A 24,273-nucleotide genomic window follows, 5' to 3' on the forward strand; every position below is an offset into this window, starting at 1 on the left:
GTGATAACTAGATCTGTACATATGATGAGGCTAAGTAAGGCGCTTACACTCTCAGTTTGAGGTAAAGGGATAGTCGTGATAGCCAAGCTCCGCCGAAATGCGGGCAGCAGCTTCATGTAGCAAACTAACAAGTTCGGCACGTTTGCTTTCTTCAAAACGGACTATCGGTAGTGACAAAGAGAGCCCGGTGATGATGCGTCCCATCCGGTTGTAGATAGGCACACCGAAGCAACGCAGCCCGTTCTCATTTTCTTCATTGTCTTCCGCATAGCCTTGCTCGCGCACCTGGGTCAGCTCCGCCAACAGGGCATCAACATTGGCCAGGGTATGTTCGGTGAAGCGCTCAAACGTTACTCCGGCCAACATGCTCCGCACCTCTTCTTCTGGTAGCCAAGCCATCATTACCTTGCCAAGTGCGGTGCTGTAGAGTGGGCAGCGGCGACCGATACGGGAGTACATACGCAGATTGTATTCGGAGTCGATCTTGTGCAGATAGACGACACTGTTTTCATCTAGTGCCCCCAGGTGCAGCGTTTCTTTGGTCAACTTACCCAAACGGTGCATCTGGACATCAGCGATTTGGATCAAATCCTGGTGCTCCAGCGCTCTTCCACCCAGTTCGAAAAGCTTCAGACTAAGGGTGTACTTGTCAGTCTCCCCTTCCTGATTGACATAACCAAGCGTCTTCATTGTCTGCAAAAAACGATAAACAGTGCTTTTTGACATCATGATCCGCTGGGACAGCTCAGTCACTCCGATATCTTTTTGTTCACTCAAGGCCTGTAAGATACCGAACACTTTCAGTACTGACGAGACCGAATCCGGTGAGTTATCTACCGCTGACATCTATATCCCCTTATAAAATCTATCGTTTCATTATATTTGAAACAAGTGCGCAATCATAGCCAAGGTCGCAGCTACCTTACCTGATTAAGGTATCAAACAGAACCATTTCAAGCGCTTCTCACGCCGGTCATCCTCCTCATGCTGAAGAACCTTTGCGTTTCGTCACAAATTAATGAAATGCCGTTTCAATTCATTTGATAGTTTCGTTTCATTAAATAGAATGGACCCATCATAAAAGTGGGAGGACATATGGCTATCAAGGTTGCCGTCATTGGTGAATGCATGATCGAGCTATCGGAGAGCAAGGTGAACATCGTTCGCCATTTCGGTGGAGATACGCTCAACACGGCGGTCTATCTGGCACGAGCCAACACTGAGCTGGCCGTACACTATGTGACCGCAATGGGAACCGATGCTATCAGCAATTCCATGTTGCAGCAGTGGCAACAGGAAGGTGTCCATACCGATCTGGTGCAGCGTTTTGCTCACAAACTGCCCGGTCTCTACCTCATTGAAACTGACGAGCACGGCGAGCGGGCCTTCCATTACTGGCGCAGCGATGCGGCTGCCCGTTACTGGTTGCAAGGTGATGAAGCGGAGCATATCTGCCAGCAGTTGCACGAGTTCGACTACATCTATTTGAGTGGCATCAGTCTCGCCATCCTGTCCCAAGCGGACAGGGAAATCCTGCTGCAACATCTTGCCGAATGTCGCGCTGCCGGGGTGAAGATCGCCTTTGACAACAACTACCGGCCACGCCTTTGGGAAAGCCGGGAAGCGGCACAGCAGGCCTATCACGCCATGCTGACGCTCACTGACCTTGCTTTCCTGACACTCGATGACGAATACGCCTTGTGGGGAGATAGCCAGGTTGAGCAGACGCTGGCGCGGACTCAGACCCTCGGAGTCAGAGAAATAGTTGTCAAACGCGGTGCAGAGTCCTGCCTCATCGTGCAGGACGAACGGTGCAATGAAGTACCCGCCGTGTCACTGGCACAGACGCAGGTGATAGACACTACGGCGGCTGGTGACTCGTTCAGCGCAGGTTACCTTGCCAAACGACTGGCCAACGCCTCGGTAAACGACTCAGCACACTATGCCCATCGACTGGCGAGCACTGTTATTCAGCATCGCGGCGCCATCATCCCTTTGCTGGCGATGCCAGCCACCACCAATGCCAGTGAGGAATCCCATGTCAGTATTGCTTGAACAACTGTCCAGCCTGAAGATCATCCCCGTCATCGCTATCAAGAATGCCGATGATGCAGTGGCCCTTGGGCAGGCTTTGATGGACAACGGCATGCCGAGCGCGGAAATCACCTTCCGTACACCCGCTGCGGCCGATGCCATCCGTCAACTGCGAGCCGCCTTCCCCAACATGACCATCGGGGCGGGGACCGTGCTCACTACAGCCCAAGTGGATCAGGCTATAGAAGCAGGGGTGAATTTCATCGTCAGCCCAGGACTCAATCCACGGATCGTTCAGTATTGCCAGGCGCGAGGCGTGCCTATCATCCCTGGAGTCAATAATCCCAGCTTGGTTGAGCAAGCAATGGAGCTTGGCCTGCATACACTCAAGTTCTTCCCGGCAGAGGCTTCCGGCGGGCTGGCCATGCTCAAGGCCCTGAGCGCCGTCTACCCCGTCACTTTCATGCCGACCGGCGGTATCAGCCCGAGTAATGTGAAGGATTATCTGGCCCAAGGGGCAGTGTTTGCCTGCGGCGGTACCTGGATGGTCCCGGCCGATCTCATCGAGCGGCGGGAGTGGGACAAGATTGGCACGCTGGCACGGGATGCCATGGCGGCACTCTAACTCTCATTCGGGCCCGGCCACCGGGCCCATACCACAGATACGTAACGATAACTCCGATCTTACTCGTTCGATGGACGGCTCTCGCCTGTCTGTACCGACGATCAAGTCGGACAACGCGACAAGGAAATCCGGCTCATGATCATCGGTAATATGAATCAACTCGGAATGGCGATGTTACCCACTCCGTTATTGCAGCTTTTACAAAGAGAAGAGTACTCCCATCAGCATTTGCTGACCCAGCAGGATGGAAAGTTCGACATAATCGAGAATGACGTTTTTTATCTTATTTCAAGCCCAACCACTGCTCCTGAAGATTGCTTAAAGAGTGAATTTCATGATCAGTTTATCGATATTCAAATACTGTTATGTGGCCAAGAGGTAATCGCTACCAGTGCAGCCATTACCTCTCCACATTCATATCAGGAAACCAAGCCTGACTTGATCTTCATTGACCAAGATGAAATTACCAATCGGATACTACTTGGTGCTGGTGATTTTGCCATTTTTTATCCGGGTGAAGTTCATCGTCCGACTTGCCAAGTAAATACATCGGAAAAGATAAAAAAAGCCGTGTTCAAGGTCAGCAAAGCGTGGTTGGCCAATCAATAAAACTATTAAAAATACAGAGTTGAAACTTTTTACGTTATTTCTTTTATCATTATTGAGGTCTATATGAAAATCAAACAGACGTTGGATAAAATTCCGGGGGGGATCATGCTGATCCCGCTGCTTCTGGGCGCAACTCTGAATACATTTGCTCCCGGTACCGCAGAGTATTATGGTGGTTTCACCAAAGGGATCATCACAGGTACAGTGCCAATCTTGGCGGTCTGGTTCTTCTGTATCGGCGCTTCCATCAATCTCAAAGCCACCGGCACCGTGATCCGAAAATCCGGTGTACTGGTCGTCACCAAAATAGCGGTAGCCTGGTTGGTTGCTGTACTGGCATCCCAACTGCTACCCGAGCACGGTATTGAGGCCGGTCTGCTCGCGGGATTGTCCACTCTGGCTCTCGTCTCAGCAATGGACATGACTAACGGCGGTCTTTATGCCAGCCTGATGAACCAGTACGGCACCAAGGAAGAGTCCGGCGCGTTCGTGTTAATGTCTATCGAGTCCGGTCCTCTGATGACCATGGTTATCCTTGGTGCAACAGGGCTGGCCTCCTTCCAGGGCCACCATTTTGTTGGGGCTGTCCTACCTTTCCTTATCGGTTTTGCTCTTGGTAATTTGGACTCTGATCTGAAGGAGTTCTTCAGTAAAGCCACCGGTACTCTGATCCCCTTCTTCGGTTTTGCACTGGGCAATACCATCAACTTCTCAGTCATCATAGAGACTGGGTTACTCGGAATTTTGCTTGGCTTGGCAGTGATCGTTATCACCGGGATCCCGCTCATCTTCGCCGACAAGTGGCTGGCTGGTGGCAATGGTACCGCCGGGGTAGCGGCCTCTTCCACCGCCGGGGCTGCCGTCGCCAACCCGATGATCATCGCCCAGATGAACCCGGCGTTTGCACCTGTGGCTCAATCTGCAACCGCGCTGGTTGCAACCTGTGTGATCGTAACGGCTGTGCTAGTTCCTATACTTACTGCTATTTACAGTAAGAGGTTCGCGATTAAAGAAAATATTATGGTTGACTCGGTGCAAGCTACATCACGCAGTGCCTAACATGACCATTTAACTGTAGCAAGTTTATTACTCATATAATAAAGCCTCTGACATACATCATGTCCGGGGCTTTATTTATTTTCGAGACATAGCGAAAAATCGCTGATGATAACGTTGATCTGCGAACCCTAGACTGAATTGTGAGTGTCAATGTGGAAAGTTTATGTTTTCCCTAGAGGGTGGCTATTAATAACCAAGCGTTTTTGGGCAACCCAAGGAGACGAATCCTACTTTGGGGGCCTGTTTTGTGTTGGACATCGCTCAATCACTCTTAGGTGGCTCTCTTATAAGGGCGCGGATTTTACCGGAATGGCTAACCAAAAACTATACAGCCAGCATGGCAGAACCGAACAATATCTCTGGCGGGGCAAGATTGTGCGGGTGTGACCCCAGTCACATCGCCCCTTTGGGGGTATCTCCCAGGGGCAGGCCGAACCGTCGACCCGCTCACATCTTGTTGAGCTTTCAGTTAACGAGACGGAAACCTGCAAATGGGCGTCACTATACTAGCTGCAGGCACACCAGCAGGGAGAAGGGGATGGATAGCTCATTTGGCGAGAAAATGCAGAATGTGCACGCCACGCTCAGGCAGCGCTTTGACAAGTTGAGCCGGGTGGCCATCGCTATCTATGACCAGCACACGGATCGGCTCCAGACCTTTGCCCACAGCACTGAGGGGCGCTCCCCCCTGGTGCAGTACGAGGTCAAGCTGAGCGAGGTGCCCTCCCTGCGCTATCTGGCCGAGCATCAGCAACCTAGGGTGCTCGACAGTCTGGACGCCCTGCTGGGGTCGAGCTCGGAGCACAGTCGCAAACTGCTGGAAGCGGGATATGCCTCCAGCTATACCGAGCCGCTGCTGTTCAACAGCAGGCTGTTTGGCTTTCTGTTTTGCGATGCGATGGAGCCCGGCTACTTCAACGAGCCCATTCGCAGCGAACTGGCAGCCTATGCCCAGATGCTGGCGGCCATCATAGCGGTGGAATTTTTCTCCATTCAGACCCTGAGTGGCGCCCTCACCACGGCGCGGGAGTTCAGCCGTTACCGGGATGAGGAGACAGCCAACCATCTGCGCCGCATGTCGGCTTACTCCCGGCTGATCGCCAGCTCAGTGGCGATGCGCCATGCGCTGAGCGACGAGGAGGTGGAGTTTATCTACCTCTTCTCCGAGCTGCACGACATCGGCAAGATTGCTGTGCCTGACGCCATCTTGCTCAAACCGGGCAAGCTGACGCCGGAAGAGTTCGAGATCATGAAGATCCACCCTGGCAAGGGGCGGGAGATGATTGCACTGATGATCAGTGAATTTGGCCTCGACGGCATCCATCACACCGACATGTTGAAGAACATCATCGCCTACCACCATGAACGCTTCGACGGTCAAGGTTACCCGGAGGGGCTGGCAGGGGAGGCCATAGCGCTGGAGGCCCGCATCGTTGCGGTGGCGGATGTGTTCGATGCCCTCACCAGCGAGCGCCCCTACAAGCAGGCCTGGCCGTTTGACAGGGCGTTTGCCTATCTGGAGGAGCATGCCGGCAGCCAGTTTGATCCCGTCTGCGTGGAGGCCGCGCTTCGCAACAAGGAGGCGTTTCGCGCCATCCATCTGCAGTATCAGGATCTCGCCACCCGCTAGGGCTGTGGCCATCGCACACTCCCGGCCTCCCACCCGATCCGCATGCCAAGCCGGTCACGGCACTCTTCGCCTGTCTGGGCAGGGACTAGCAGCAGGCGTGGCGTGCGCCTTCCTCCTTGCCCTGGTGACACCCTGTTTGGCAGCAGCAGCCCTGACAAGCATGGCGGCCAGGTTCGTCTGCATCGGCGTGGCCGAGGGGCTTGATGGCGTGAATGGTGGATGGGTGGGCATGGCGCCGGGACGGGCGGCCCTGACTGATCTGGGTCAGTGGCAGCAGGTTGCTCGATGCCAGCAGTTGCGGCCACGGCAAGCGCGCTGAGCGACACTGCATCACTTGCATGCCGCTGGCGAGCAGGCGTCCCAGCATGCGTTCACCTAGGTTGCGCACCAGCACCCGGCTAACCCTATGGGTCTTGAGCGCCGCCAGCAGCGCCTGCTTGCCGCTGCAGCCCTCGCCAGCCGCCGGGTTGGGCAGGGTGGCGAGCACGGCGCCCTCCGGGCTCATGATTTGCAGCTGTTCGGCGCGGGTAAAATGAGCGGCCAGCCGGCCCTGGCTCAGCATGACGGCGCTGTTGCTTGCCTGGTTATCTGCTTGATTCATTGAAACTCTTCTCCATGGGGGTCGGGGTCGCCGGCCTGCATCATTAGGGCCTTGCCCTGGCTCAGGCAGTCCACCACCTTGTAGCGCGCTTTTTTCAGTATGTTGGCCAGGGTCTGGCGGGAGACGCCCATCACCAGGGCGGCCTGTTGCTGCTGCATGCCTTCCAGATCCACCAGCCGCAGCGCCTCGAACTCGTCGGCGGCCAGGGTGATCTGTTCCAGCTGGTGCATGGGGCGGCCATTGGGTTTGAAGCAGCTGTTGGCGGGGCGGCCACAGATCTGGCGGGCAATCTTGGGTCTGGGCATGGGGGCTCCTGATTGGCATATGCCATATATCTCCATGGTAAATGGCATATGCTAATTAAGGGAAGATGTGACTCGGATGCATGATCGGCTGATCCGAACGCGCAGCACGAGCGGTGCCAGTGTATCGCCCTGATGTGATGAGGCTTGGCGATGCCGGTTGGCAAGGGGTGACTCATCGTGGATCCTTGCTTGCGACTTGATCATTTCAATAGTTCTTGTATAGTTGAAATCATGAGTCTGAGAGCAAAGGTGAACAGCATGAACAAAGAGACGGCCACCAAGGTGTTTGAATCGCTCGCCTCCGGCATTCGGCTGGATGTGTGGCGGCTGCTGGTGAAGGCGGGGCTGGATGGACGGGTCGCCGGCGAACTGGCCAGCGAGCTCGATGTCGCCCCCAATACCCTGTCGTTTCACCTCAAGGCCATGCTCAATGCCGGCCTGCTGTCGGTGGCGCAGGAGGGGCGTTTTCTGCGCTACCGCGCCAACATTCCCCTGATGCTGGACCTGATCGGTTATCTCACCGAGGAGTGCTGCGCCGGCCACCCCGAGGCGTGCGGCATGATGCGCGCCGAGTCCGCCTGCTCTCCCCATGTTCTGCCCACGCAGCCCTGCTGCAACAAGGAGTAATGCCATGTCAGCCATTCAGATTTTTGATCCCGCTCTCTGCTGCTCCAGCGGTGTCTGCGGTACCCAGGTCGAGCAGGCGCTGGTCACCTTTGCCGCCGATGTGGCCTGGGCCAAGGAGCAGGGGGTTGCCATCGAGCGCTTCAATCTGGCGCAGCAGCCGATGCAGTTTGCCGAGACGCCGGCCGTCAGCGCCTTTCTGACCCACGCAGGGGAGGAGGGGCTGCCGCTGGTGCTGGTGGAGGGGCAGGTGGTGCTGACCGGCCGTTATCCGAGCCGCAGCGAGCTGGCCCGCTATGCGGGTCTGCCCGCGCCGCAGGCGGCCATCAAGGGGATCGTCAAGGGTGATTGCTGCTCCGGCAGCGGTTGCTGCTGATCCCTGCGTCAACCCAGATTGCCCAGCCGGGCTCGCCACTCTGCCGACAGGAGTTCGTCATGTTTCAGTTTCTGACCGATCCGCCCCCCTTTCTCTTCTTCACCGGCAAGGGCGGGGTGGGCAAGACCTCGCTGGCCTGTGCCAGTGCCGTGGCACTGTGCGATGCCGGCAAGCGGGTGCTGCTGGTGAGCACGGATCCCGCCTCCAACGTGGGGCAGGTGTTTGCCTCCACCATTGGCAATCACATCACCGCCATCGCGGCTGTGCCGGGGTTGTCGGCGCTGGAGATAGATCCCCCCGCGGCGGCCAGGGCCTATCGGGAGCGGATCGTCGGGCCTGTGCGCGGCAAGTTGCCCGAGAGCGTGGTGCGCAGCATAGAGGAGCAGCTCTCCGGTGCCTGCACCACAGAGATTGCCGCCTTTGACGAGTTCACCGCCCTGCTGACCGATCCGGCGCTGCTGGCCGAGTATGACCATATAGTGTTCGATACGGCCCCCACCGGCCACACCATCCGGTTGCTGCAACTGCCGGGGGCCTGGAGCGAGTTTCTGGAGCAGGGCAAGGGGGATGCCTCCTGCCTTGGCCCGCTGGCGGGGCTGGAAAAACAGCGCAGCCAGTATGCCGAGGCGGTCGCCGCGTTGGCGGATGCTGCCCACACCCGGCTGGTGCTGGTGGCTCGCGCCCAAAGTTCTACCTTGCGGGAAGTGGCCCGCACCCATGAGGAGCTGGCCGCCATCGGGCTCATGAATCAGCAGCTCGTCATCAATGGCCTCTTCCCCGAGGGTGCCATCGCCGGTGATGCTTTGGCCCAGGCCCTCTGGCAGCGTGAGCAGCAGGCCCTCTCTACCATGCCGCTGGCCCTCAGGGCCCTGGCGCAGGATCCGATCCCGCTGCTTGCCACCAATCTGGTGGGCGTTGAGAGCCTGCGTCAGTTGCTGCAACCCTGTGCATCCAAAGGGAGTCAGGTATCCGTTGCCCAGCCTCACGACAGTGTGACCCAACCCGATCTGGGGACGCTGGTAGACGAGCTGGCCGCCGATGGCCACGGCCTCATCATGCTGATGGGCAAGGGGGGAGTGGGCAAGACCACCTTGGCGGCCGCCGTGGCGGTGGAACTGGCCAGTCGCGGCCTGCCGGTGCACCTCACCACCTCGGATCCCGCCGCTCACCTGAGCGAGACGCTGGCAGCTAGCCTGCCTCATCTCGAGGTGAGCCGCATCGACCCCCACGCCGAGACCGAACGTTACCGTGCCCAGATACTGGCCACCAAGGGGGCGGCGCTGGACGAGCAGGGGAGGGCGTTGCTGGAGGAGGATCTGCGCTCCCCCTGTACCGAGGAGATCGCCGTGTTTCAGGCCTTCTCGCGCATCATACGCGAGGCGGGCAAGCGCTTCGTGGTGATGGATACCGCCCCCACGGGCCACACCCTGCTGCTGCTCGACGCCACCGGCGCCTATCACAGAGAGATCGCTCGCCAGATGGGCAGCAAGGGGCTGCACTTCACCACCCCCATGATGCAGTTGCAGGACCCCAAACAGACCAAGGTGCTGATCGTCACCCTGCCCGAGCCCACGCCGGTGCAGGAGGCGGCCAACCTGCAGGCCGACTTGCGCCGCGCCGGTATCGAGCCCTGGGGCTGGCTCATCAACCACAGTTTGCAGCAGGAGGCGGTCAGCTCGCCTTTGCTGCAACTGCGGGCCGAGCGCCAGTTGCCCCATATCGAGGCGGTCGAACAGCTGCACGCCAGCCGCTACGCCGTGGTGCCGCTGCTGGCCGAAGAGCCGGTGGGGCCGGACGTCCTGCGCCGCCTCTGTCAGCACCATTGAATCGCTGCCCCGGTGCGTTGCCGGGACCGTTTGAATATGCCGTCAACTTGTGATGAACCCTTTTTTTGAACCTTGTTTTGAACAAATAAAAGATGCGGGATTGCGCCGCATCGGGAGCTTTTATGTCTGCAATCTGTGATGCCAAGGCAGCCCCTGCCATCGGCTTTTTTGAACGTTATCTCACCGCCTGGGTGCTGCTCTGTATTCTGGTGGGCATTGGTCTGGGGCAGGGATTGCCGGATCTGTTCAAGGCGATCGGCGCCATGGAGGTGGCCAAGGTCAACTTGCCGGTGGGGCTGCTCATCTGGGTGATGATCATCCCCATGCTGCTCAAGATCGACTTTGGGGCTCTGCATCAGGTGAAGGGCCATATGAAGGGGATAGGCGTCACCCTCTTCATCAACTGGCTGGTCAAGCCCTTCTCCATGGCCTTTCTCGGCTGGCTCTTCATCCGCGTGCTGTTTGCCGACTGGCTGCCGGCGGATCAACTCGACAGCTACGTGGCGGGCCTGATCCTGCTGGCGGCGGCGCCCTGCACCGCCATGGTGTTTGTCTGGAGTCGCCTCACCAACGGCGATCCCTACTTCACACTGTCGCAGGTGGCGGTGAACGACCTCATCATGGTATTTGCCTTCGCCCCGCTGGTGGCACTGCTGCTCGGGGTCTCCAGCATAGTGGTGCCCTGGGATACCCTGCTCACCTCTGTGGTGCTCTATATCGTCATCCCTGTGGTCATCGCCCAGTTGCTGCGCAAGGCGCTGCTGAAAAAGGGGCAGGCCAGTTTCGATGGTGTCATGGCCCGTATCCAGCCCTGGTCGGTGGCGGCCCTGTTGCTCACCCTGGTGCTGTTGTTCGCCTTTCAGGGCAACGCCATCATGGAGCAGCCGCTGGTCATCGCCCTGCTGGCGGTGCCGATCCTGATCCAGGTGCTGTTCAACTCGGGACTCGCCTACTGGCTCAACCGCAAGGTGGGGGAGAAGCACTCGGTGGCCGGCCCCTCTGCCCTGATAGGGGCATCGAATTTCTTCGAGCTGGCGGTGGCCGCCGCCATCAGCCTGTTCGGCTTTCACTCCGGCGCGGCGCTCGCCACTGTCGTCGGCGTGTTGATCGAGGTGCCTGTCATGCTGCTGGTGGTGCGTGTGGTCAACGCCAGCAAACCCTGGTACGAGGCGGGTCTGCGCCGCTAACCCTTTTTATCCAATGTTTTTATTCACTTAAGCCATGAGAGACACGCAAATGAGTGCAATCACCATCTATCACAACCCGGAATGTGGTACCTCCCGCAACACCCTGGCGCTTATTCGCAACAGCGGCGTCGAGCCCACCGTCATCCACTATCTGGAGACGCCGCCTTCCCGCGACCAGCTGGTGGCGCTGATCGCCGCCATGGGGATGCCGGTGCGCGAGCTGCTGCGCAAGAACGTGCACCCCTACGAGGCGCTCGGGCTGGCGGAAGATAACTTCAGCGATGAGGCGCTTATCGATGCCATGCTGGCCCATCCGATCCTTATCAACCGCCCCATAGTCGTGACGCCCCTTGGCACCAGGCTGTGCCGCCCGTCGGAACTGGTGCTCGATATTTTGCCCGATCAGCAAAAAGGGGCCTTCACCAAGGAGGATGGCGAGCAGGTGGTGGATGCGAGCGGCAAGCGCCTCAAGTCATAAGCGCAGACATGAGCAATGATCACGAGGGCGCCTGGCGCCCTCGTGCACAGGCGCTCGGGTGTCGATGGCGGCCAGGGGCTGCGTCACTGCTTGACCGCGCCGTGAGCATAGCCCGATCCGGCGTCGTCCAAATCTGCTACTGTGACCATCGACTCATCACAGAAGGTGGAGAACAGCATGAAGATTCGATTCCTGGTGATTGCAACGACGCTGGCACTGGCGTCGACCCCCGGCCTGGCCGATTGGGCGAAGCTGAAGGAGGCCGCGACCGACCTGGGGACTGCTGTGAGTGACACCAGCAAGGAGGCGTGGCGGAGCGTCACCGACTTCTCCAAGGCGACCTGGGCGTCCGTCTCACAGTGGGGCTCGGAGGCGTTCAACACCGCCGGGGTCTGGACCGACAAGAGCATGGCGACCGGCAAGGAGTGGCTGGTGGTGGCCGACAAGAAACTCGACGAGATGCTCGAGCCCAAGACGGCCGAGGAGGCGCGGCTCGCCCTCGATACCATGGCCGATACCGCGCTGGTGCGACTGTTCAACCAGCAACCTTCCGCCAAGTTGTTGTTTGACAAGGCCTATGGCTATGCGGTGTTCGACTCGCGCAAGTTTTCCCTGATGCTGCACACCAATCAGGGGGCCGGGGTGGCGGTCAATCGCACCAGCGGCAAGCACACCTACATGAAGATGTTCGGCGCCGGGCTCGCGGCCGGGCTCGGCGGCAAGTTCTACCAGCAGGTGATCCTGTTTGAAGACAAGGCCAGGTTCGACGCCTTCGTGACCCAGGGCTGGGAGGCTACCTCGGAGGTGGGAGCCGTGGCGGGCAAGGAGAGCGCCGAGCTCAGAGCCAAATACAACGGCGGCATGGCCATCTACCAGATTGGCGAGAAGGGCTTGCTGCTCGATGCCAACATCTCGGGATCCAAATACTGGGTGGACGAGGATCTGACCAAGTGAAAATCCTTTGAAACAATGGCAAGTATTTTTTCTTCTATCATGTTGAAATACTGTCTGTTTAAATGATGCGACTTGCAGTAAAAAGAGGGCCTCTGGCCCTCTTTTTTCATGGGCGAAAGGATGAATATGTTGTTGCACCAGGAGAGTGGTATGGATCAAGCACAGGAACCCGCAGTCGCCGCACAGGTCCAGAGCTGGGAGTGGGACAGACAGAGTATCTATCTGCGCCTGCAGGAGGGGATCCCCATGGCCTTCTGGGTTTGGGGCGATCTGGTTGCTCCCCTCGAGCCCAGGCCCGATCTGTTCGAGCATGATGGCGGGTTTGACTGGGGCCGACCACAGGCGGCAACCATGGCCCTGGCGGTCGCCATCATCGCCAAGCTGGTGGACGTGGGGCTGGTCGCGCCTGAGCAGGTGAGCGCCAAGGCGTCCTATCTGCATGATGAGGTACTGGTCAAACTGCCTGCCGGTGAACACTATGATCTTCACCTCAGTTACCTGAGGTTGCTGCTGGCGTAAGCGGCCAGTCTCCATTTCCTGATACCCAGCCGTCACTTGCGGCGAGCATGCCACCCTCTGGCGGGGTGGTTGCGCCATTCCTGTTAAACAGACCTTCTCCATTTCTCGGTAAGTTGCTCTGGTTGGCACCCTAATTGCTTGTTGCCTGTCAGCGTCAATGATTTGTCTGGGGATGGAATATGGAAATTAGTGCAAGCAGCCTGATGCAAGAGATGCAGGCACTCAAGGTGGAATCCGGGGCGACACCGCTGGCTCAGCCCGGTCGTCAGGTCACGTCCGACTTTGGTCAGTTGCTGCAGCAGGCCCTCGGCAACGTCAACGAGTTGCAAGGGGCCGCCAACGATTTGCGCACTCGCTTCGACATGGGCGACAAGTCTATCGACCTGTCCGAGGTGATGATCGCCGGCCAGAAATCCTCCATCGCCTTCGAGGCAACTGTGCAGGTGCGTAACAAGATGGTCGATGCCTACAAGACCATCATGAACATGCCGGTATAAGGATCGTAAATCGTGGTGACTGAGCATCATGAACATGTCAGCAATAAGGACATAAATCGTGGCTACTGACCAAAACGGCGAACTGCTGATGAACGATGAGGGCTCCGCCGCCCTCGATGAGAATGAGCAGAAGAGTTCCGCACTCGGCTTCCTGTCCAACACGGATGTGCTGCGGCAAATTACCCTGATCCTGGGGCTGGCCATATGCCTGGCGATCGCCGTTTTCATCCTGCTGTGGGGCAAGGAGCCGGACATGCGGCCGCTTGGCACCTACAATACCCAGGAGCTGGTGTCGACCCTCGATTATCTGGATCAGCAGAAGATCCCCTATGAGGTGGAAGGCAAGAGTGTGCTGGTCAGCGCCGAAAAATATGCCGATATCCGCCTGCGCCTGACCCGTGCCGGTCTCGCCACCAATACCGATGCCAGCAACGATGGCGAGTCCATTTTGCTCAAGGATTCCAGCTTCGGCGTCAGCCAGCGCATGGAGACGGAGCGCCTCAAGCTGAGCCGCGAGCGTCAGCTGGCGAGCGCCATCGAGCAGTTCCAGAACGTGGCCAAGGCCCAGGTGCTGCTGGCCATTCCGAAAGACAACGTGTTCGCCCGCAACGAGCGCAAGCCCAGTGCGACCGTGGTGCTGAGCCTCAAGGGCAACGCCCTCGGCCAGGGGGAAGTGGACTCCATTGTCGACATGGTCGCCTCCGCCGTGCACGGCCTGGAGCCGACCCGCGTCACTGTGACTGACCAGAACGGCCGCCTGCTCAACTCGGGTTCCCAGGATCCCGTCTCTGCCCAGACCCGCAAGGAGTTTGCGATGCAGCAGAAGCAGGAGGTGGAGTACAAACAAAAAATTGACGCCATCCTGATCCCAGTGCTCGGCGCCGACAATTATACGGCGGAGGTCGATCTCTCCCTCGACTTCTCCCAGCAGGAACAGACCCGCAAGACCTACAACCCGGACTTGCCGGCCGTGCGCTCCGAGATGACCCTGGAAGAGAACAGCGCCAATGGCAGCAGCGGCGGCGTACCCGGCGCCCTCTCCAACCAGCCGCCCGCCGCCTCCAATATTCCCCAGCAGGCGACCGGTCCCAATGCCGATGCCAGCGCCGCTGCCTCCGGCCGCTCCCGCAAGGAGGCGACCCGCAACTTCGAACTGGATACCACAGTCAGCCATATCCGGCGCCAGATGGGTGGCATTCGCCGCATGACGGTCTCGGTCGCGGTGGATTACAAATCAATCACCGCCGCCGACGGCAAGGTGACCCGCGAGGCACGCACCCAGCCAGAGCTCGATACCTTGCGCCGTTTGCTGAGCGGCGGGCTTGGCTTTGACGTGACCCGCGGTGATACTCTGGAAGTGGTCGCCATCCCGTTCAACCGGCCAGAGCTTGAGAACGTGGCCGAAGCGCCCATCTACGAGCAGCCCTGGTTCTGGCGCGCGGTGCGCATCGCCGCCTCGGTGCTGGTCATCATAGTGTTGATCGTGACAGTGGTGCGCCCCATGCTCAAACGCCTGCTCTACCCGGATGCCCGTCCGGAAGGGGATCTGGATATGGACAACAGCATAGTGCTGGGTGGGGATGACGAGCTCAGTCTGCTGGCGGCTCAGGCCGATTCCGAGCCTGTGTTCGGGGTACGTGACGGCCATCTGAAACTGCCGGATCTGCACCGTGACGAGGACTTGCTCAAGGCGGTGCGTGCGCTGGTGGCGAACGAACCGGATCTGGCCGCACAGGTCATTAAAGAATGGGTAACGAACAAAGATGCCTGAAGAAAGTAAGACCCAAGTCACCGGCAATGACATTACCGACAGCCAGCGCCAGATCCTGGACCAGATGAGCGGGATGGAGATGGCGGCTGTGCTGATGCTGAGCCTCAACGAAGAGGATGCCGCCCAGATCTTCCGTCACCTCGAGCCCAAGCAGGTGCAGCGGCTCGGCATGTCCATGGCCTCCATGACGGACTTCAGTCACGACCGGGTGGCGGCGGTGCACCGTCAATTCATCGACGATATCCAGAAGTACACCAACATCGGTATCGGCAGTGAAGACTTCGTGCGCAAGGCGCTGGTGGCAGCCCTTGGCGAAGACAAGGCCAGCAACCTGGTGGATCAGATCATTCTGGGTTCCGGTGCCCGTGGCCTCGATTCCCTCAAGTGGATGGATGCCCGCCAGGTCGCCAGCATCATCCAGAACGAACACCCGCAGATCCAGACCATAGTCCTCTCCTATCTGGAGCCGGAGCAGTCCGCCGAGATCCTGAGCCAGTTCCCGGAGCAGGTGCGCCTGGATCTGGTGATGCGGATCGCCAACCTGGAAGAGGTGCAACCGGCGGCGTTGCAAGAGTTGAACGACATCATGGAGAAACAGTTCGCCGGTGCGGCGGGTGCCCAGGCAGCCAAGATGGGCGGCCTGAAGGCGGCGGCCAACATCATGAACTACCTGGATACCAACATCGAAGGCCAGCTGATGGACTCTATCCGCGAGTCGGACGAAGAGATGAGCCAGCAGATCCAGGACTTGATGTTCGTGTTCGAAAACCTCATCGATGTGGACGATCGCGGCATCCAGACCATGCTGCGGGAAGTGCCGGGAGATCTGCTGCAACGGGCCCTCAAGGGCTCGGACGATCAGATGCGCGAGAAGGTATTCAAGAACATGTCCAAGCGGGCCGCCGAGATGCTGGCGGACGATCTGGAGGCCATGGGGCCGATCCGGGTCTCTGAAGTGGAAGCGGCCCAGAAAGAGATCCTCTCCATCGCCCGCCGTCTGGCGGATGCCGGCGAGATCATGCTGGGTGCCGGTGGCGGCGAGGAGTTCCTCTAAACCATGGACCATCCATTCTACCGTTTCGCCGGACCGCAGCTGGCGGTGGCGAGGAGCGCCTCTAAAGCATGAACAACAAGCTGCGTGGCTATGTACGTCCCGACGGGGACGACGCCCGGGTTGAGGCCTGGGGCTGGCCCGAGATGGAGGTCGAATCCGAGGTCGAGACCAATGCCCTCGGGCTGACGCCGGACTGGTATCGGCAGGAGGAAGAGGCGCCGGTCGAGGAGCCGGCAGAGGAGCCGACCCCCAGCATCACGGCAGAAGAGCTGGAAGCCATCCGTCAGGCCGCCTGGGACGAGGGCATGGCCGAAGGCCAGGCCGCCGGTTTTGCCAAGGGGCTGGAGGAGGGCAAGCTGGAAGGCCTGCAACAGGGCCATGCCGCCGGGCTGGAGCAGGGCAAGGAGGAGGGACTGGCCATGGGCCGCGAGCTGGTGGATCAGCAACTGGCCCACTGGCAGTCACTGGTCGATCGTCTCGCCACTCCCCTCAACGAGCTGGATCAGGCGGTGGAGCAGCAACTCATCGCCCTGGTGCTGCAGTTGACCCGCGCCCTCATCCGGCACGAGGCAGAGACGTCCCCCCGCATCCTGCTGGAGGCCCTCAAACAGGGGCTGGCCTTGCTGCCTGCCGCCGAGCAGGGGGTCACCCTGATGCTGCATCCCGATGACATCACCCGGGTCGAGCAGGCGTTCGGGGTGGAAGAGTGCGCCAAGCGTCACTGGCGGCTGCAGAGCGATCCCACCCTCTCCCCCGGCGACTTGCAGCTGGCGACCGAGCTCTCCAGCATCGACCTGACGCTGGCGGGACGCATCGACCAGCTGCTGCGCAACTTCTTGCGGGACAATCACGAATAACCTGCGACGGGCCGGTGCAAGCCAGCCCGTCGCAGGCATGACCCATCTCAATATCGCTTTCAGGAGGCCAGATGAGCGGCTCGTTACTCACTCGGTTGCAAGGGTATCGGGTGCGCGATATCGCGCCCAAGCCGCCCGTCGCCGGCAAGTTGACCCGGGTGGTGGGCCTCACGCTGGAAGCCATCGGCTGCCGCGCCGCCATCGGCGCCCTCTGTCGCATCGATACCCAGGACGGCATGCTGGAGGCCGAAGTGGTGGGTTTCTCCGGCGATCGCCTGTTCCTGATGCCGAGCGAGCAGCTCAAGGGGGTCATCCCGGGTGCCCGTGTGGTGCCCATCACAGAGGAGCACGGCATTCCGGTCGGCATGAACCTGCTGGGCCGGGTCATAGACGGCATAGGCCAGCCTCTTGACGGGCTTGGCCCCATTCTCTCCTCCCAGACGGTGCAGTTTGCCCAGCACCGCATCAATCCGCTCTCCCGCCGACCCATCCATCAACCGATGGACGTGGGCGTGCGCGCCATCAACGCCGTGCTGACCGTGGGTCAGGGCCAGCGGATGGGGCTGTTTGCCGGTTCCGGTGTCGGCAAGTCTGTGCTGCTTGGCATGATGACCCGCGGCTCGGTGGCGGACGTGGTGGTGGTGGGCCTCATCGGTGAGCGGGGCCGGGAAGTGAAAGAGTTTATCGAAGACATTCTGGGGGAGGAGGGGCGTGCCCGCTCCGTGGTGGTGGCGGCCCCGGCCGATGCCTCGCCCCTGATGCGCCTCAAGGGGTGCGAGACGGCGCTCGCCATCGCCGAGTATTTCCGCGATCAGGGGCTCAACGTGCTGCTCTTGATGGATTCGCTGACCCGTTACGCCCAGGCCCAGCGTGAAATCGCGCTGGCGGTGGGCGAGCCGCCGGCGACCAAGGGGTATCCGCCCTCGGTATTTGCCAAATTGCCGGCGCTGGTGGAGCGGGCCGGCAACGGCAGCGACGGCCAGGGCTCCATCACCGCCTTCTTCACCGTGCTGACCGAGGGGGATGACCTGCAGGATCCCATCGCCGATGCGGCGCGGGCCATCCTGGACGGCCACATAGTGCTGTCGCGCGAGCTGGCCGATGCGGGTCACTACCCGGCCATTGACATCGAAAAATCCATCAGCCGGGTCATGCCCATGGTCACGTCGCCCCAGCACATGGAGCTGGCGCGGACTCTCAAGCAGTTCTACTCCCTCTATCAGCAGAACCGGGATCTCATCACCATAGGCGCCTACAGCCAGGGTTCGGATCCCCGCATCGATCGCGCCATAATACAAAAACCCTATCTGGATCAGTTCTTGCAGCAGGGAATGCGCGAGGTCATTCACTACGATGAGGGCCTGCAATCCCTGCAACTGGTGGCCATGCCCCTGATGCGTTGACCATATGATGAAGAGGGAAGGCAGTCATGAGTAAAGGCTTGGTGATGTTGTCCGAGCGGCTGGTGGAGGCCGAACAGCAGGCGGCGCTGGCGTTGGCCAAGGCCCAGCAGGATCTGAAAATCTTCATGGAGCAGCAGGAGGCGCTCAACCAGTACCGCCAGATCTACCATCAGCAGTGGACAGATCGCGGTCTGCAGGGCATAGCGGCACAGCAGAATGCCCAGTACCACGCCTTCATCAACAAGCTTGAGCAAGCGGCCACCCAGCAGTACGAAGGTGTGCTGCAGGTGCGCCAGGCGCTGGCGTTGCGGCGCGAAGAGTGGCTGGCCGCCCAGCAGAGGCGCAAGGCGGTGGAGCTGCTGCTGGCCAAGCAGGCCGGGCGTGAGCAGCAGAAGGCCCAGCGTCAGGAGCAGAAGATGCTGGATGAGTACGCCATGCTGCGCCGCTTCCATCATTCTGGCCTGTAACTTGCTTTATTCTGCCCATCCAGTGTGCGCCTCACCACCATCGCGTTCGTGAGGGCCGCACCAGAACCCGATTGTCGTCAGGGATTTTCATCATGATGCAGACACTGCTAACCAATACCCTCCCCGTTCAGGCTGCTGCGCCTGCCGACAAGAGTGCTCAGCTACCTCCTCCCTCCGACAGTGGTGAACCGACGCCACAGGGTGAGCCGAAAGGCGGTTTCTCCGATGTGATGGCCAAGGCCCAGGCAGAGGGTGCGCCTGTGACCAAGGCCGCTCAGGCGGCTGCGGGCGAGCCGAAGGCCGGTGGTCAGGTCGTCACTGACCCGGTGGCCGGTGACAAAGGTGCCAGTGACAAGCACGCCGATGCCAAATCTTTGGCGAATGCCACCGAAGGCTCGGCGGCCAGCGACGATAAAAAGAAGAAAATGGAGGAGGCCGAGAGCAGCGCCTCTCCCATCGATTTCTTGCAGCGTCTGCAAGATGCCCTCAAGCAGGACACCAGCCTGGTCTCTCCCGCGCCCCTCAACCTGGCTGCGACCGCGCCAGCCGTGGAAACGGACGGCAATATGTTGCCGCAAGCGGGGGAGGGCGCAGAGGCGGCCGATGTGCTGGTCGGCGCGGGCGACAAGCCGCTCAGCCTGGATGACAGAAAAGCCGCAACCGGCGCAGCCTTGCAGGCACAACAGGCCGCCAGCCTGCTCAAGGGGGAAGGGGTTGAGGTGCCGGCAGCTGAGGGCGAGGCGCAAGCCATGCAGAGCGATGCTGCCGCCCTGGCTGCCCAGCTGAAAGAGGCCGGCAAGGAGCCGAAAGAGGCAGGCAAGGACAAAGGCGCGGCTGGCACAGACAAAGCGGGCAAGGCCGAACTCACCGGCGCCGAGCGGGCCGCCTTGCTGAGCAAGGTGTTGCCGACCGAGGCGGTGGACAAGGCCGCCAAAGGCGAAGGGAACAAGTCCGTCGAGATCGATGCCAGCGCCAAACCCGTCACTCCTTCCATGAGCAACAAGGAGGGCGCCGAGAAGGCACATCCCCAGCGTGCGATGGAGCAGGCCGTGCCCACCCAGACGAGCGCCACCAAGGCGTTTGAAGCAGGTCAGGAGCGGGCTGACACGGATACGACCCGCTCGGCGGACGGCGCTCAGACCAGGGGCGCTGCCGAGGGGGGCGAGCAGACCCAGGGCAGGGCGACCACGGCCGCCAAGTCAGAGAGTCCACTGGCTACCGCCAGCAGCAGCGCCACGGCGCCGGCTGCCCAGCCGCCAGCCGAACCCGTGTTGACGGCCCCGCAACAGGTGCTGGCCAGCAGTGAATCCCTGGGGCCACAGGCCTCGCTGAGCGCCTTGTCGGCCGGGATCAAGCAGATGGAGGCCAGCGAAGGCCGCGAGTCTGCCAAGGTCAGGAGCGAGGTCAAGGTGGACGTGAAGCAGAAGGTGGCCGAGTTTGGCAAAGGCAGCGCCCTCGGGACCGAGTCCAGCACCCACGACAGTAATCACAGCCAGCAGGTGCAGCAGAACAGCCAGCCCCAGGTGGCCAACAACGACAGCAAGCCCACGGTCGACATAGCGACGCGGCGCGATCCCCAGAATCTGCCCCACCTCAAGCTGGCCAACCCGGAGGCGCCGGCCCAGCTGCACCAGAAGGTGAGCTTGATGCTGGCGGACAAGTTGCAGCAGGCGGAGATCCAGCTCGACCCCCTTGGCCTTGGCAAGATGAAGATCCAGATCCAGATTGGCGCCGACAACCAGGCCAACGTGCACTTCGTGGTACAACATGGTCAGACCCGCGAAATGCTGGAGCAGGCCATGCCACGGCTGCGTGATATGCTGGCCGGGCAGGGCATTCAGCTCGGTCAGACCCTGGTGCAACAGCAGCCGCAGCAACAGTCACAGGGTCAGTCGGCCTTTGCCGGACAGGGCCAGCAAGGTCAAAAAGAGAGCGGAACTTTTGCCGAAACAGGCCAAACTGAGGCAGAGGTCACGGCCGCAGGCAGTCGTTTGCTGACGGAATCGACAAACGACAGCGGAATTGATTTCTATGCTTGATGCCAGCCTGAGTAAGTTTATGATATCGAACAAGTTTGAGACTAGGGTGGACAAGGGATGGCAGATGATAACGAACTGACGCTGAAAGACCCGGCGGCAGGCAAGAAAAAGAAGCTGATCATGGTAGTCGCCCTGGCCGTGATTGTGCTGGGTGGCGGTGGTGCCGGTGCCTGGCTGATGATGTCCGGCGGCGACAAACCGGCGGCCGAAGCCTCGGCGGAAGGGAAGGATGCCAAGCCCAAGGAGGCGGCGGCCCAGCCCTCGCTCTACGTGGGCATGCCGCGCCCCTTCGTGTTCAACGTCTCGGGTGGCCAGCGGGATCGACTGGTGCAGATCAAGATCCAGCTGATGGTGCGTGGCGCCGCCGACGAGACCCTGGCCAAGCAGAATGTCCCCCTGATCGAAGGCACCCTGCTGCGGGTCTTCAGTGCCGCTACCAGCGAGCAGCTGATGACCTTCGAAGGCAAGGAGAAGCTGCGCAAGGATTCACTGGAAGAGTGCCGTCGGGTGCTCAATGACCTGGTCTCTTCCCCCGTTATCGAACAAGTGCTGTTTACCGGCTTTGTAATGCAATAAGGGTGATGCGTGAGCGATCTGTTAAGTCAGGACGAAATTGATGCCCTCTTGCACGGTGTCGATGATGTCGAAGAGGAAGAGATAGGCGCGGCGGGAGATCCCGGCGTCGCCCAGTTTGACTTCTCCTCCCAGGACCGCATCGTCCGTGGTCGCATGCCGACCCTGGAGCTGGTGAACGAGCGTTTCGCCCGCCACATGCGGATCAGCCTGTTCAACATGATGCGCCGCACCGCCGAGGTCTCCATCAACGGCGTGCAGATGCTCAAATTTGGCGAGTACGTCCATACCCTGTTCGTGCCGACCAGCCTGAACATGGTGCGCTTCCGCCCGCTCAAGGGCACGGCGCTCATCACCATGGAAGCCCGCCTGGTGTTCATCCTGGTGGAGAACTTCTTCGGCGGCGATGGCCGCTATCACGCCAAGATCGAGGGGCGCGAGTTCACCCCCACCGAGCGGCGCATCATCCAGATGCTGCTCAAGCTGGTGTTCGAGGATTACAAGGATGCCTGGGCGCCGGTGATGGATGTGGGCTTCGAATACCTCGACTCCGAGGTGAACCCGGCCATGGCCAACATCGTCAGCCCCACCGAGGTGATCGTCGTGAGCTCGTTCCACATCGAGCTCGATGGCGGCGGCGGGGATTTCCACGTGGCCATGCCTTACTCCATGCTGGAGCCCATTCGCGAGCTGCTGGATGCCGGTGTGCAGAGCGACAAGGGTGACACCGACGTGCGCTGGAGCAAGGCGCTGCGTGACGAGATCATGGACGTCAAGGTCGAGATCAGAGCCAAACTGCTGGAGACGGATCTGACCCTGCGCGAGCTGATGGAGCTGCGACCCGGTGACATCATACCGGTGGAGATGCCGGAGAACCTGCTGGTCTATGTGGAAGATTTGCCCACCTTCCACGCCAAGATGGGGCGGACCAAGGAGAATGTGGCGCTCAAAATTACCGACAAACTCAAACGCCCGGAAGGGGTCAAGACAGAGATGCATCTGGTGACCCGGGGCGGCATACGCATCGATGGTGAGGCCGAGCTGGAAGAGCTCGAGCGCAGCATCGAAGATCAACAGCGATAACATGGACTGCCTGTCACGACAGACGGCCACGAAGCAGCATAAGGAAGCAAGATGAGCGGAACTGATGAAGAGGATCTGATGGCGGACGCCTGGGCAGCCGCCCTGGAAGAGCAGGTGATTGCCGAAGCCAAGCCGGCTCCCCTCGAGGAGCTGACCGATGACGCCCCCATCAGTGCCGAGGAGCGGCGCAAGCTCGACACCATACTCGACATCCCGGTCACCATCGCCATGGAAGTGGGCCGCAGCCAGATTAGCATCCGCAACCTGCTGCAGCTGAACCAGGGCTCGGTGGTGGAGCTGGATAGGGTGGCGGGAGAGCCGCTGGACGTGCTGGTCAACGGCACCCTGATCGCCCACGGCGAGGTGGTGGTGGTAAACGACAAGTTCGGTATCCGTCTGACCGATGTCATCAGTCAGATTGAAAGGATCAAGAAACTCAAATGACCAGAATCATTGCGTTGACTGGTCTCATCATCAATCAGGCCGAAAGGATCAACAAACTCACATGATCCGCGCGTTCCCGTTACTGCTGTTGTCCCTCCCGGCACTGGCCAATCCCGGTGCGGGGGCCAATCCCCCCAGCCTCACCTCCTGGCTGCTCTCCAGTCTGATGGTCATAGGCCTCATCCTGGTGCTGGGCTTTCTGCTCAAGAAGAGCAAGATAGCCACCGCCATGGGCGGCGGCCAGATGCGGGTCATCGCCAGCCTGCCGGTGGGCTACAAGGAGAAGCTGCTGGTGGTCAAGGTGGGCGAGCAGCAACTGCTGATCGGGGTGACGCCACAGCAGGTCAACTTCCTCTATCGCCTGGAGGAGCCGCTGGACGAGAGCCAGCCCCAGGCGTTTTCCCAGCAGCTTGGCAAATTGATGGGCAAGCATGAAAAAACCTAACCGCTTATGGTCACAGCTCGGGCTGCTGGTCGGCCTGTTGGCATCCCTGCTCCTGTTGTCACCGCTGGCACTGGCCCAGGACGGCATGTCGGCTGTGACTATCAAGACCATGGCGGACGGCAGTCAGGAATACAGTTTGACCCTGCAAGTGCTGGCGCTGATGACGGCGCTCTCCTTCTTGCCGGCCATGGTCATCATGATGACCTCGTTTACCCGCATCATCATAGTGCTGGGCATACTGCGCCAGGCCATAGGTCTGCAACAGAGCCCCTCCAACCAGGTGTTGATCGGCATCGCGCTCTTCATGTCGTTCTTCATCATGTCGCCCGTGCTGGATCGCATCAACAACGAGGCGCTGCAGCCCTATCTGGCCGAGACGATCCAGGCCAAGGAGGCGCTGGAGAAGGCCGAGCTGCCCATCCATCAATTCATGCTGGCCCAGACCCGGATCAAGGATCTCAACACCTTCATGGAGATAGCCAACGTGCAGGTGGACAAGCCCTCTGAGGTGCCGCTGCGGGTACTGATCCCGGCATTCGTCACCAGCGAGCTGAAGACCGCCTTCCAGATAGGTTTCATGCTGTTTCTGCCCTTCCTGGTGATCGATCTGGTGGTGGCCAGTATCCTGATGGCCATGGGGATGATGATGCTGTCGCCTATGCTGGTATCACTGCCGTTCAAGCTGATGCTGTTCGTCATGGTGGATGGCTGGAATCTGATCCTGGGTTCCCTTGCCAACAGCTTCGGGCTGGGGACGGGATGATGATGCTCTCTTTCAATCTCGTTCTGGTCCCCCTGCCATTTAAATTGATG

General features: G+C 60.0%; 27 protein-coding genes. 24 read left to right on the forward strand and 3 right to left on the reverse strand.

Features of this window, described 5'->3' with window-relative positions:
- Window positions 1-51: 51 nt before the first annotated feature.
- On the reverse strand, window positions 52-846 hold the full coding sequence (gene kdgR / locus BN1118_RS10380; protein ID WP_043555947.1) for a DNA-binding transcriptional regulator KdgR: 795 nt from the start codon (window positions 844-846) through the stop codon (window positions 52-54).
- Between the two features lie 249 nt (window positions 847-1,095).
- On the opposite strand from kdgR, the gene kdgK reads away from it, so the two are divergent.
- From kdgK to BN1118_RS10405, 5 genes are all read left to right on the forward strand, one after another.
- Window positions 1,096-2,055, forward strand: a complete 960-nt coding sequence (kdgK, locus tag BN1118_RS10385; protein ID WP_052449188.1) for a 2-dehydro-3-deoxygluconokinase — start codon at window positions 1,096-1,098, stop codon at window positions 2,053-2,055.
- Window positions 2,039-2,659 carry a bifunctional 4-hydroxy-2-oxoglutarate aldolase/2-dehydro-3-deoxy-phosphogluconate aldolase gene (locus tag BN1118_RS10390; RefSeq protein ID WP_043555948.1) on the forward strand — a complete coding sequence of 207 codons (621 nt, stop codon included), beginning with the start codon at window positions 2,039-2,041 and terminating at the stop codon, window positions 2,657-2,659. Before kdgK ends, BN1118_RS10390 begins: the two co-directional genes overlap by 17 nt.
- A 135-nt stretch (window positions 2,660-2,794) precedes the next feature.
- Complete coding sequence (locus tag BN1118_RS10395) at window positions 2,795-3,268, forward strand: NanQ anomerase/TabA/YiaL family protein (protein WP_043555949.1); 474 nt, start codon at window positions 2,795-2,797, stop codon at window positions 3,266-3,268.
- A gap of 63 nt (window positions 3,269-3,331) precedes the next feature.
- On the forward strand, window positions 3,332-4,327 hold the full coding sequence (gene kdgT / locus BN1118_RS10400) for a 2-keto-3-deoxygluconate transporter (protein ID WP_043134670.1): 996 nt from the start codon (window positions 3,332-3,334) through the stop codon (window positions 4,325-4,327).
- 538 nt (window positions 4,328-4,865) lie between these two features.
- Entirely contained in the window at window positions 4,866-5,957 is a 1,092-nt protein-coding gene (locus BN1118_RS10405) for an HD-GYP domain-containing protein (RefSeq protein ID WP_043555951.1), read from the forward strand.
- Window positions 5,958-6,042: 85 nt separating this feature from the next.
- On the opposite strand, the gene BN1118_RS10410 is transcribed toward BN1118_RS10405, so the two are convergent.
- On the reverse strand, window positions 6,043-6,558 hold the full coding sequence (locus tag BN1118_RS10410) for a NifB/NifX family molybdenum-iron cluster-binding protein (RefSeq protein WP_043555959.1): 516 nt from the start codon (window positions 6,556-6,558) through the stop codon (window positions 6,043-6,045).
- Window positions 6,555-6,863 (reverse strand): DUF134 domain-containing protein, encoded by a 309-nt coding sequence (locus BN1118_RS10415; protein ID WP_043555960.1) that lies wholly within the window; start codon window positions 6,861-6,863, stop codon window positions 6,555-6,557. The genes BN1118_RS10410 and BN1118_RS10415 overlap by 4 nt, the downstream gene beginning before the upstream one ends.
- Before the next feature lie 258 nt (window positions 6,864-7,121).
- Between BN1118_RS10415 and BN1118_RS10420 the strand changes: the two genes are divergently transcribed.
- The 19 genes from BN1118_RS10420 (at window position 7,122) to fliP (ending at window position 24,223) form a co-directional block, all read left to right on the forward strand.
- The gene (locus tag BN1118_RS10420; protein WP_043555962.1) at window positions 7,122-7,490 is read left to right on the forward strand and encodes an ArsR/SmtB family transcription factor; all 369 of its coding nucleotides are present in this window, start codon (window positions 7,122-7,124) and stop codon (window positions 7,488-7,490) included.
- A gap of 4 nt (window positions 7,491-7,494) precedes the next feature.
- Window positions 7,495-7,863 (forward strand): arsenite efflux transporter metallochaperone ArsD, encoded by a 369-nt coding sequence (gene arsD, locus BN1118_RS10425; RefSeq protein ID WP_033131093.1) that lies wholly within the window; start codon window positions 7,495-7,497, stop codon window positions 7,861-7,863.
- Between the two features lie 59 nt (window positions 7,864-7,922).
- Window positions 7,923-9,689 (forward strand): arsenical pump-driving ATPase, encoded by a 1,767-nt coding sequence (gene arsA / locus BN1118_RS10430; RefSeq protein WP_043555964.1) that lies wholly within the window; start codon window positions 7,923-7,925, stop codon window positions 9,687-9,689.
- A gap of 122 nt (window positions 9,690-9,811) precedes the next feature.
- A complete protein-coding gene (gene arsB, locus BN1118_RS10435) occupies window positions 9,812-10,876 on the forward strand; it encodes an ACR3 family arsenite efflux transporter (RefSeq protein WP_043134678.1) in 1,065 nt (354 codons plus the stop codon).
- Window positions 10,877-10,925: 49 nt separating this feature from the next.
- On the forward strand, window positions 10,926-11,354 hold the full coding sequence (gene arsC / locus BN1118_RS10440; protein ID WP_122974167.1) for a glutaredoxin-dependent arsenate reductase: 429 nt from the start codon (window positions 10,926-10,928) through the stop codon (window positions 11,352-11,354).
- A 177-nt stretch (window positions 11,355-11,531) separates the two neighbouring features.
- Entirely contained in the window at window positions 11,532-12,308 is a 777-nt protein-coding gene (gene befA / locus BN1118_RS10445; protein WP_043134680.1) for a beta cell expansion factor BefA, read from the forward strand.
- Window positions 12,309-12,458: 150 nt separating this feature from the next.
- Window positions 12,459-12,827 carry a hypothetical protein gene (locus BN1118_RS10450; RefSeq protein WP_043134681.1) on the forward strand — a complete coding sequence of 123 codons (369 nt, stop codon included), beginning with the start codon at window positions 12,459-12,461 and terminating at the stop codon, window positions 12,825-12,827.
- 179 nt (window positions 12,828-13,006) lie between these two features.
- The gene (fliE, locus tag BN1118_RS10455) at window positions 13,007-13,324 is read left to right on the forward strand and encodes a flagellar hook-basal body complex protein FliE (protein ID WP_043134682.1); all 318 of its coding nucleotides are present in this window, start codon (window positions 13,007-13,009) and stop codon (window positions 13,322-13,324) included.
- 58 nt (window positions 13,325-13,382) lie between these two features.
- Window positions 13,383-15,095, forward strand: a complete 1,713-nt coding sequence (fliF, locus tag BN1118_RS10460; RefSeq protein ID WP_043134683.1) for a flagellar basal-body MS-ring/collar protein FliF — start codon at window positions 13,383-13,385, stop codon at window positions 15,093-15,095.
- Window positions 15,088-16,149: a flagellar motor switch protein FliG gene (gene fliG / locus BN1118_RS10465; RefSeq protein WP_042871986.1), complete on the forward strand. Its 1,062-nt coding sequence runs from the start codon at window positions 15,088-15,090 to the stop codon at window positions 16,147-16,149. Before fliF ends, fliG begins: the two co-directional genes overlap by 8 nt.
- A gap of 68 nt (window positions 16,150-16,217) precedes the next feature.
- Window positions 16,218-17,006 (forward strand): flagellar assembly protein FliH, encoded by a 789-nt coding sequence (gene fliH, locus BN1118_RS10470; protein ID WP_043555967.1) that lies wholly within the window; start codon window positions 16,218-16,220, stop codon window positions 17,004-17,006.
- A 71-nt stretch (window positions 17,007-17,077) separates the two neighbouring features.
- Window positions 17,078-18,409: a flagellar protein export ATPase FliI gene (gene fliI, locus BN1118_RS10475; RefSeq protein ID WP_043134686.1), complete on the forward strand. Its 1,332-nt coding sequence runs from the start codon at window positions 17,078-17,080 to the stop codon at window positions 18,407-18,409.
- Between the two features lie 26 nt (window positions 18,410-18,435).
- Window positions 18,436-18,876, forward strand: coding sequence for a flagellar export protein FliJ (gene fliJ / locus BN1118_RS10480; protein WP_042871992.1), 441 nt, complete (start codon window positions 18,436-18,438; stop codon window positions 18,874-18,876).
- 92 nt (window positions 18,877-18,968) lie between these two features.
- Window positions 18,969-20,915 carry a flagellar hook-length control protein FliK gene (locus BN1118_RS10485; RefSeq protein WP_043555968.1) on the forward strand — a complete coding sequence of 649 codons (1,947 nt, stop codon included), beginning with the start codon at window positions 18,969-18,971 and terminating at the stop codon, window positions 20,913-20,915.
- Window positions 20,916-20,972: 57 nt separating this feature from the next.
- On the forward strand, window positions 20,973-21,491 hold the full coding sequence (gene fliL, locus BN1118_RS10490; protein WP_043555971.1) for a flagellar basal body-associated protein FliL: 519 nt from the start codon (window positions 20,973-20,975) through the stop codon (window positions 21,489-21,491).
- 9 nt (window positions 21,492-21,500) lie between these two features.
- The gene (gene fliM / locus BN1118_RS10495; protein ID WP_043134689.1) at window positions 21,501-22,571 is read left to right on the forward strand and encodes a flagellar motor switch protein FliM; all 1,071 of its coding nucleotides are present in this window, start codon (window positions 21,501-21,503) and stop codon (window positions 22,569-22,571) included.
- 51 nt (window positions 22,572-22,622) lie between these two features.
- Entirely contained in the window at window positions 22,623-23,015 is a 393-nt protein-coding gene (fliN, locus tag BN1118_RS10500) for a flagellar motor switch protein FliN (protein ID WP_017412373.1), read from the forward strand.
- A 61-nt stretch (window positions 23,016-23,076) separates the two neighbouring features.
- Complete coding sequence (gene fliO, locus BN1118_RS10505) at window positions 23,077-23,460, forward strand: flagellar biosynthetic protein FliO (RefSeq protein ID WP_043134690.1); 384 nt, start codon at window positions 23,077-23,079, stop codon at window positions 23,458-23,460.
- A complete protein-coding gene (gene fliP / locus BN1118_RS10510) occupies window positions 23,447-24,223 on the forward strand; it encodes a flagellar type III secretion system pore protein FliP (protein ID WP_043555972.1) in 777 nt (258 codons plus the stop codon). The genes fliO and fliP overlap by 14 nt, the downstream gene beginning before the upstream one ends.
- Window positions 24,224-24,273: the final 50 nt, after the last annotated feature.

The organism is Aeromonas bestiarum, from assembly GCF_000819745.1.
In the GTDB taxonomy this organism is placed as follows: domain Bacteria; phylum Pseudomonadota; class Gammaproteobacteria; order Enterobacterales; family Aeromonadaceae; genus Aeromonas; species Aeromonas bestiarum.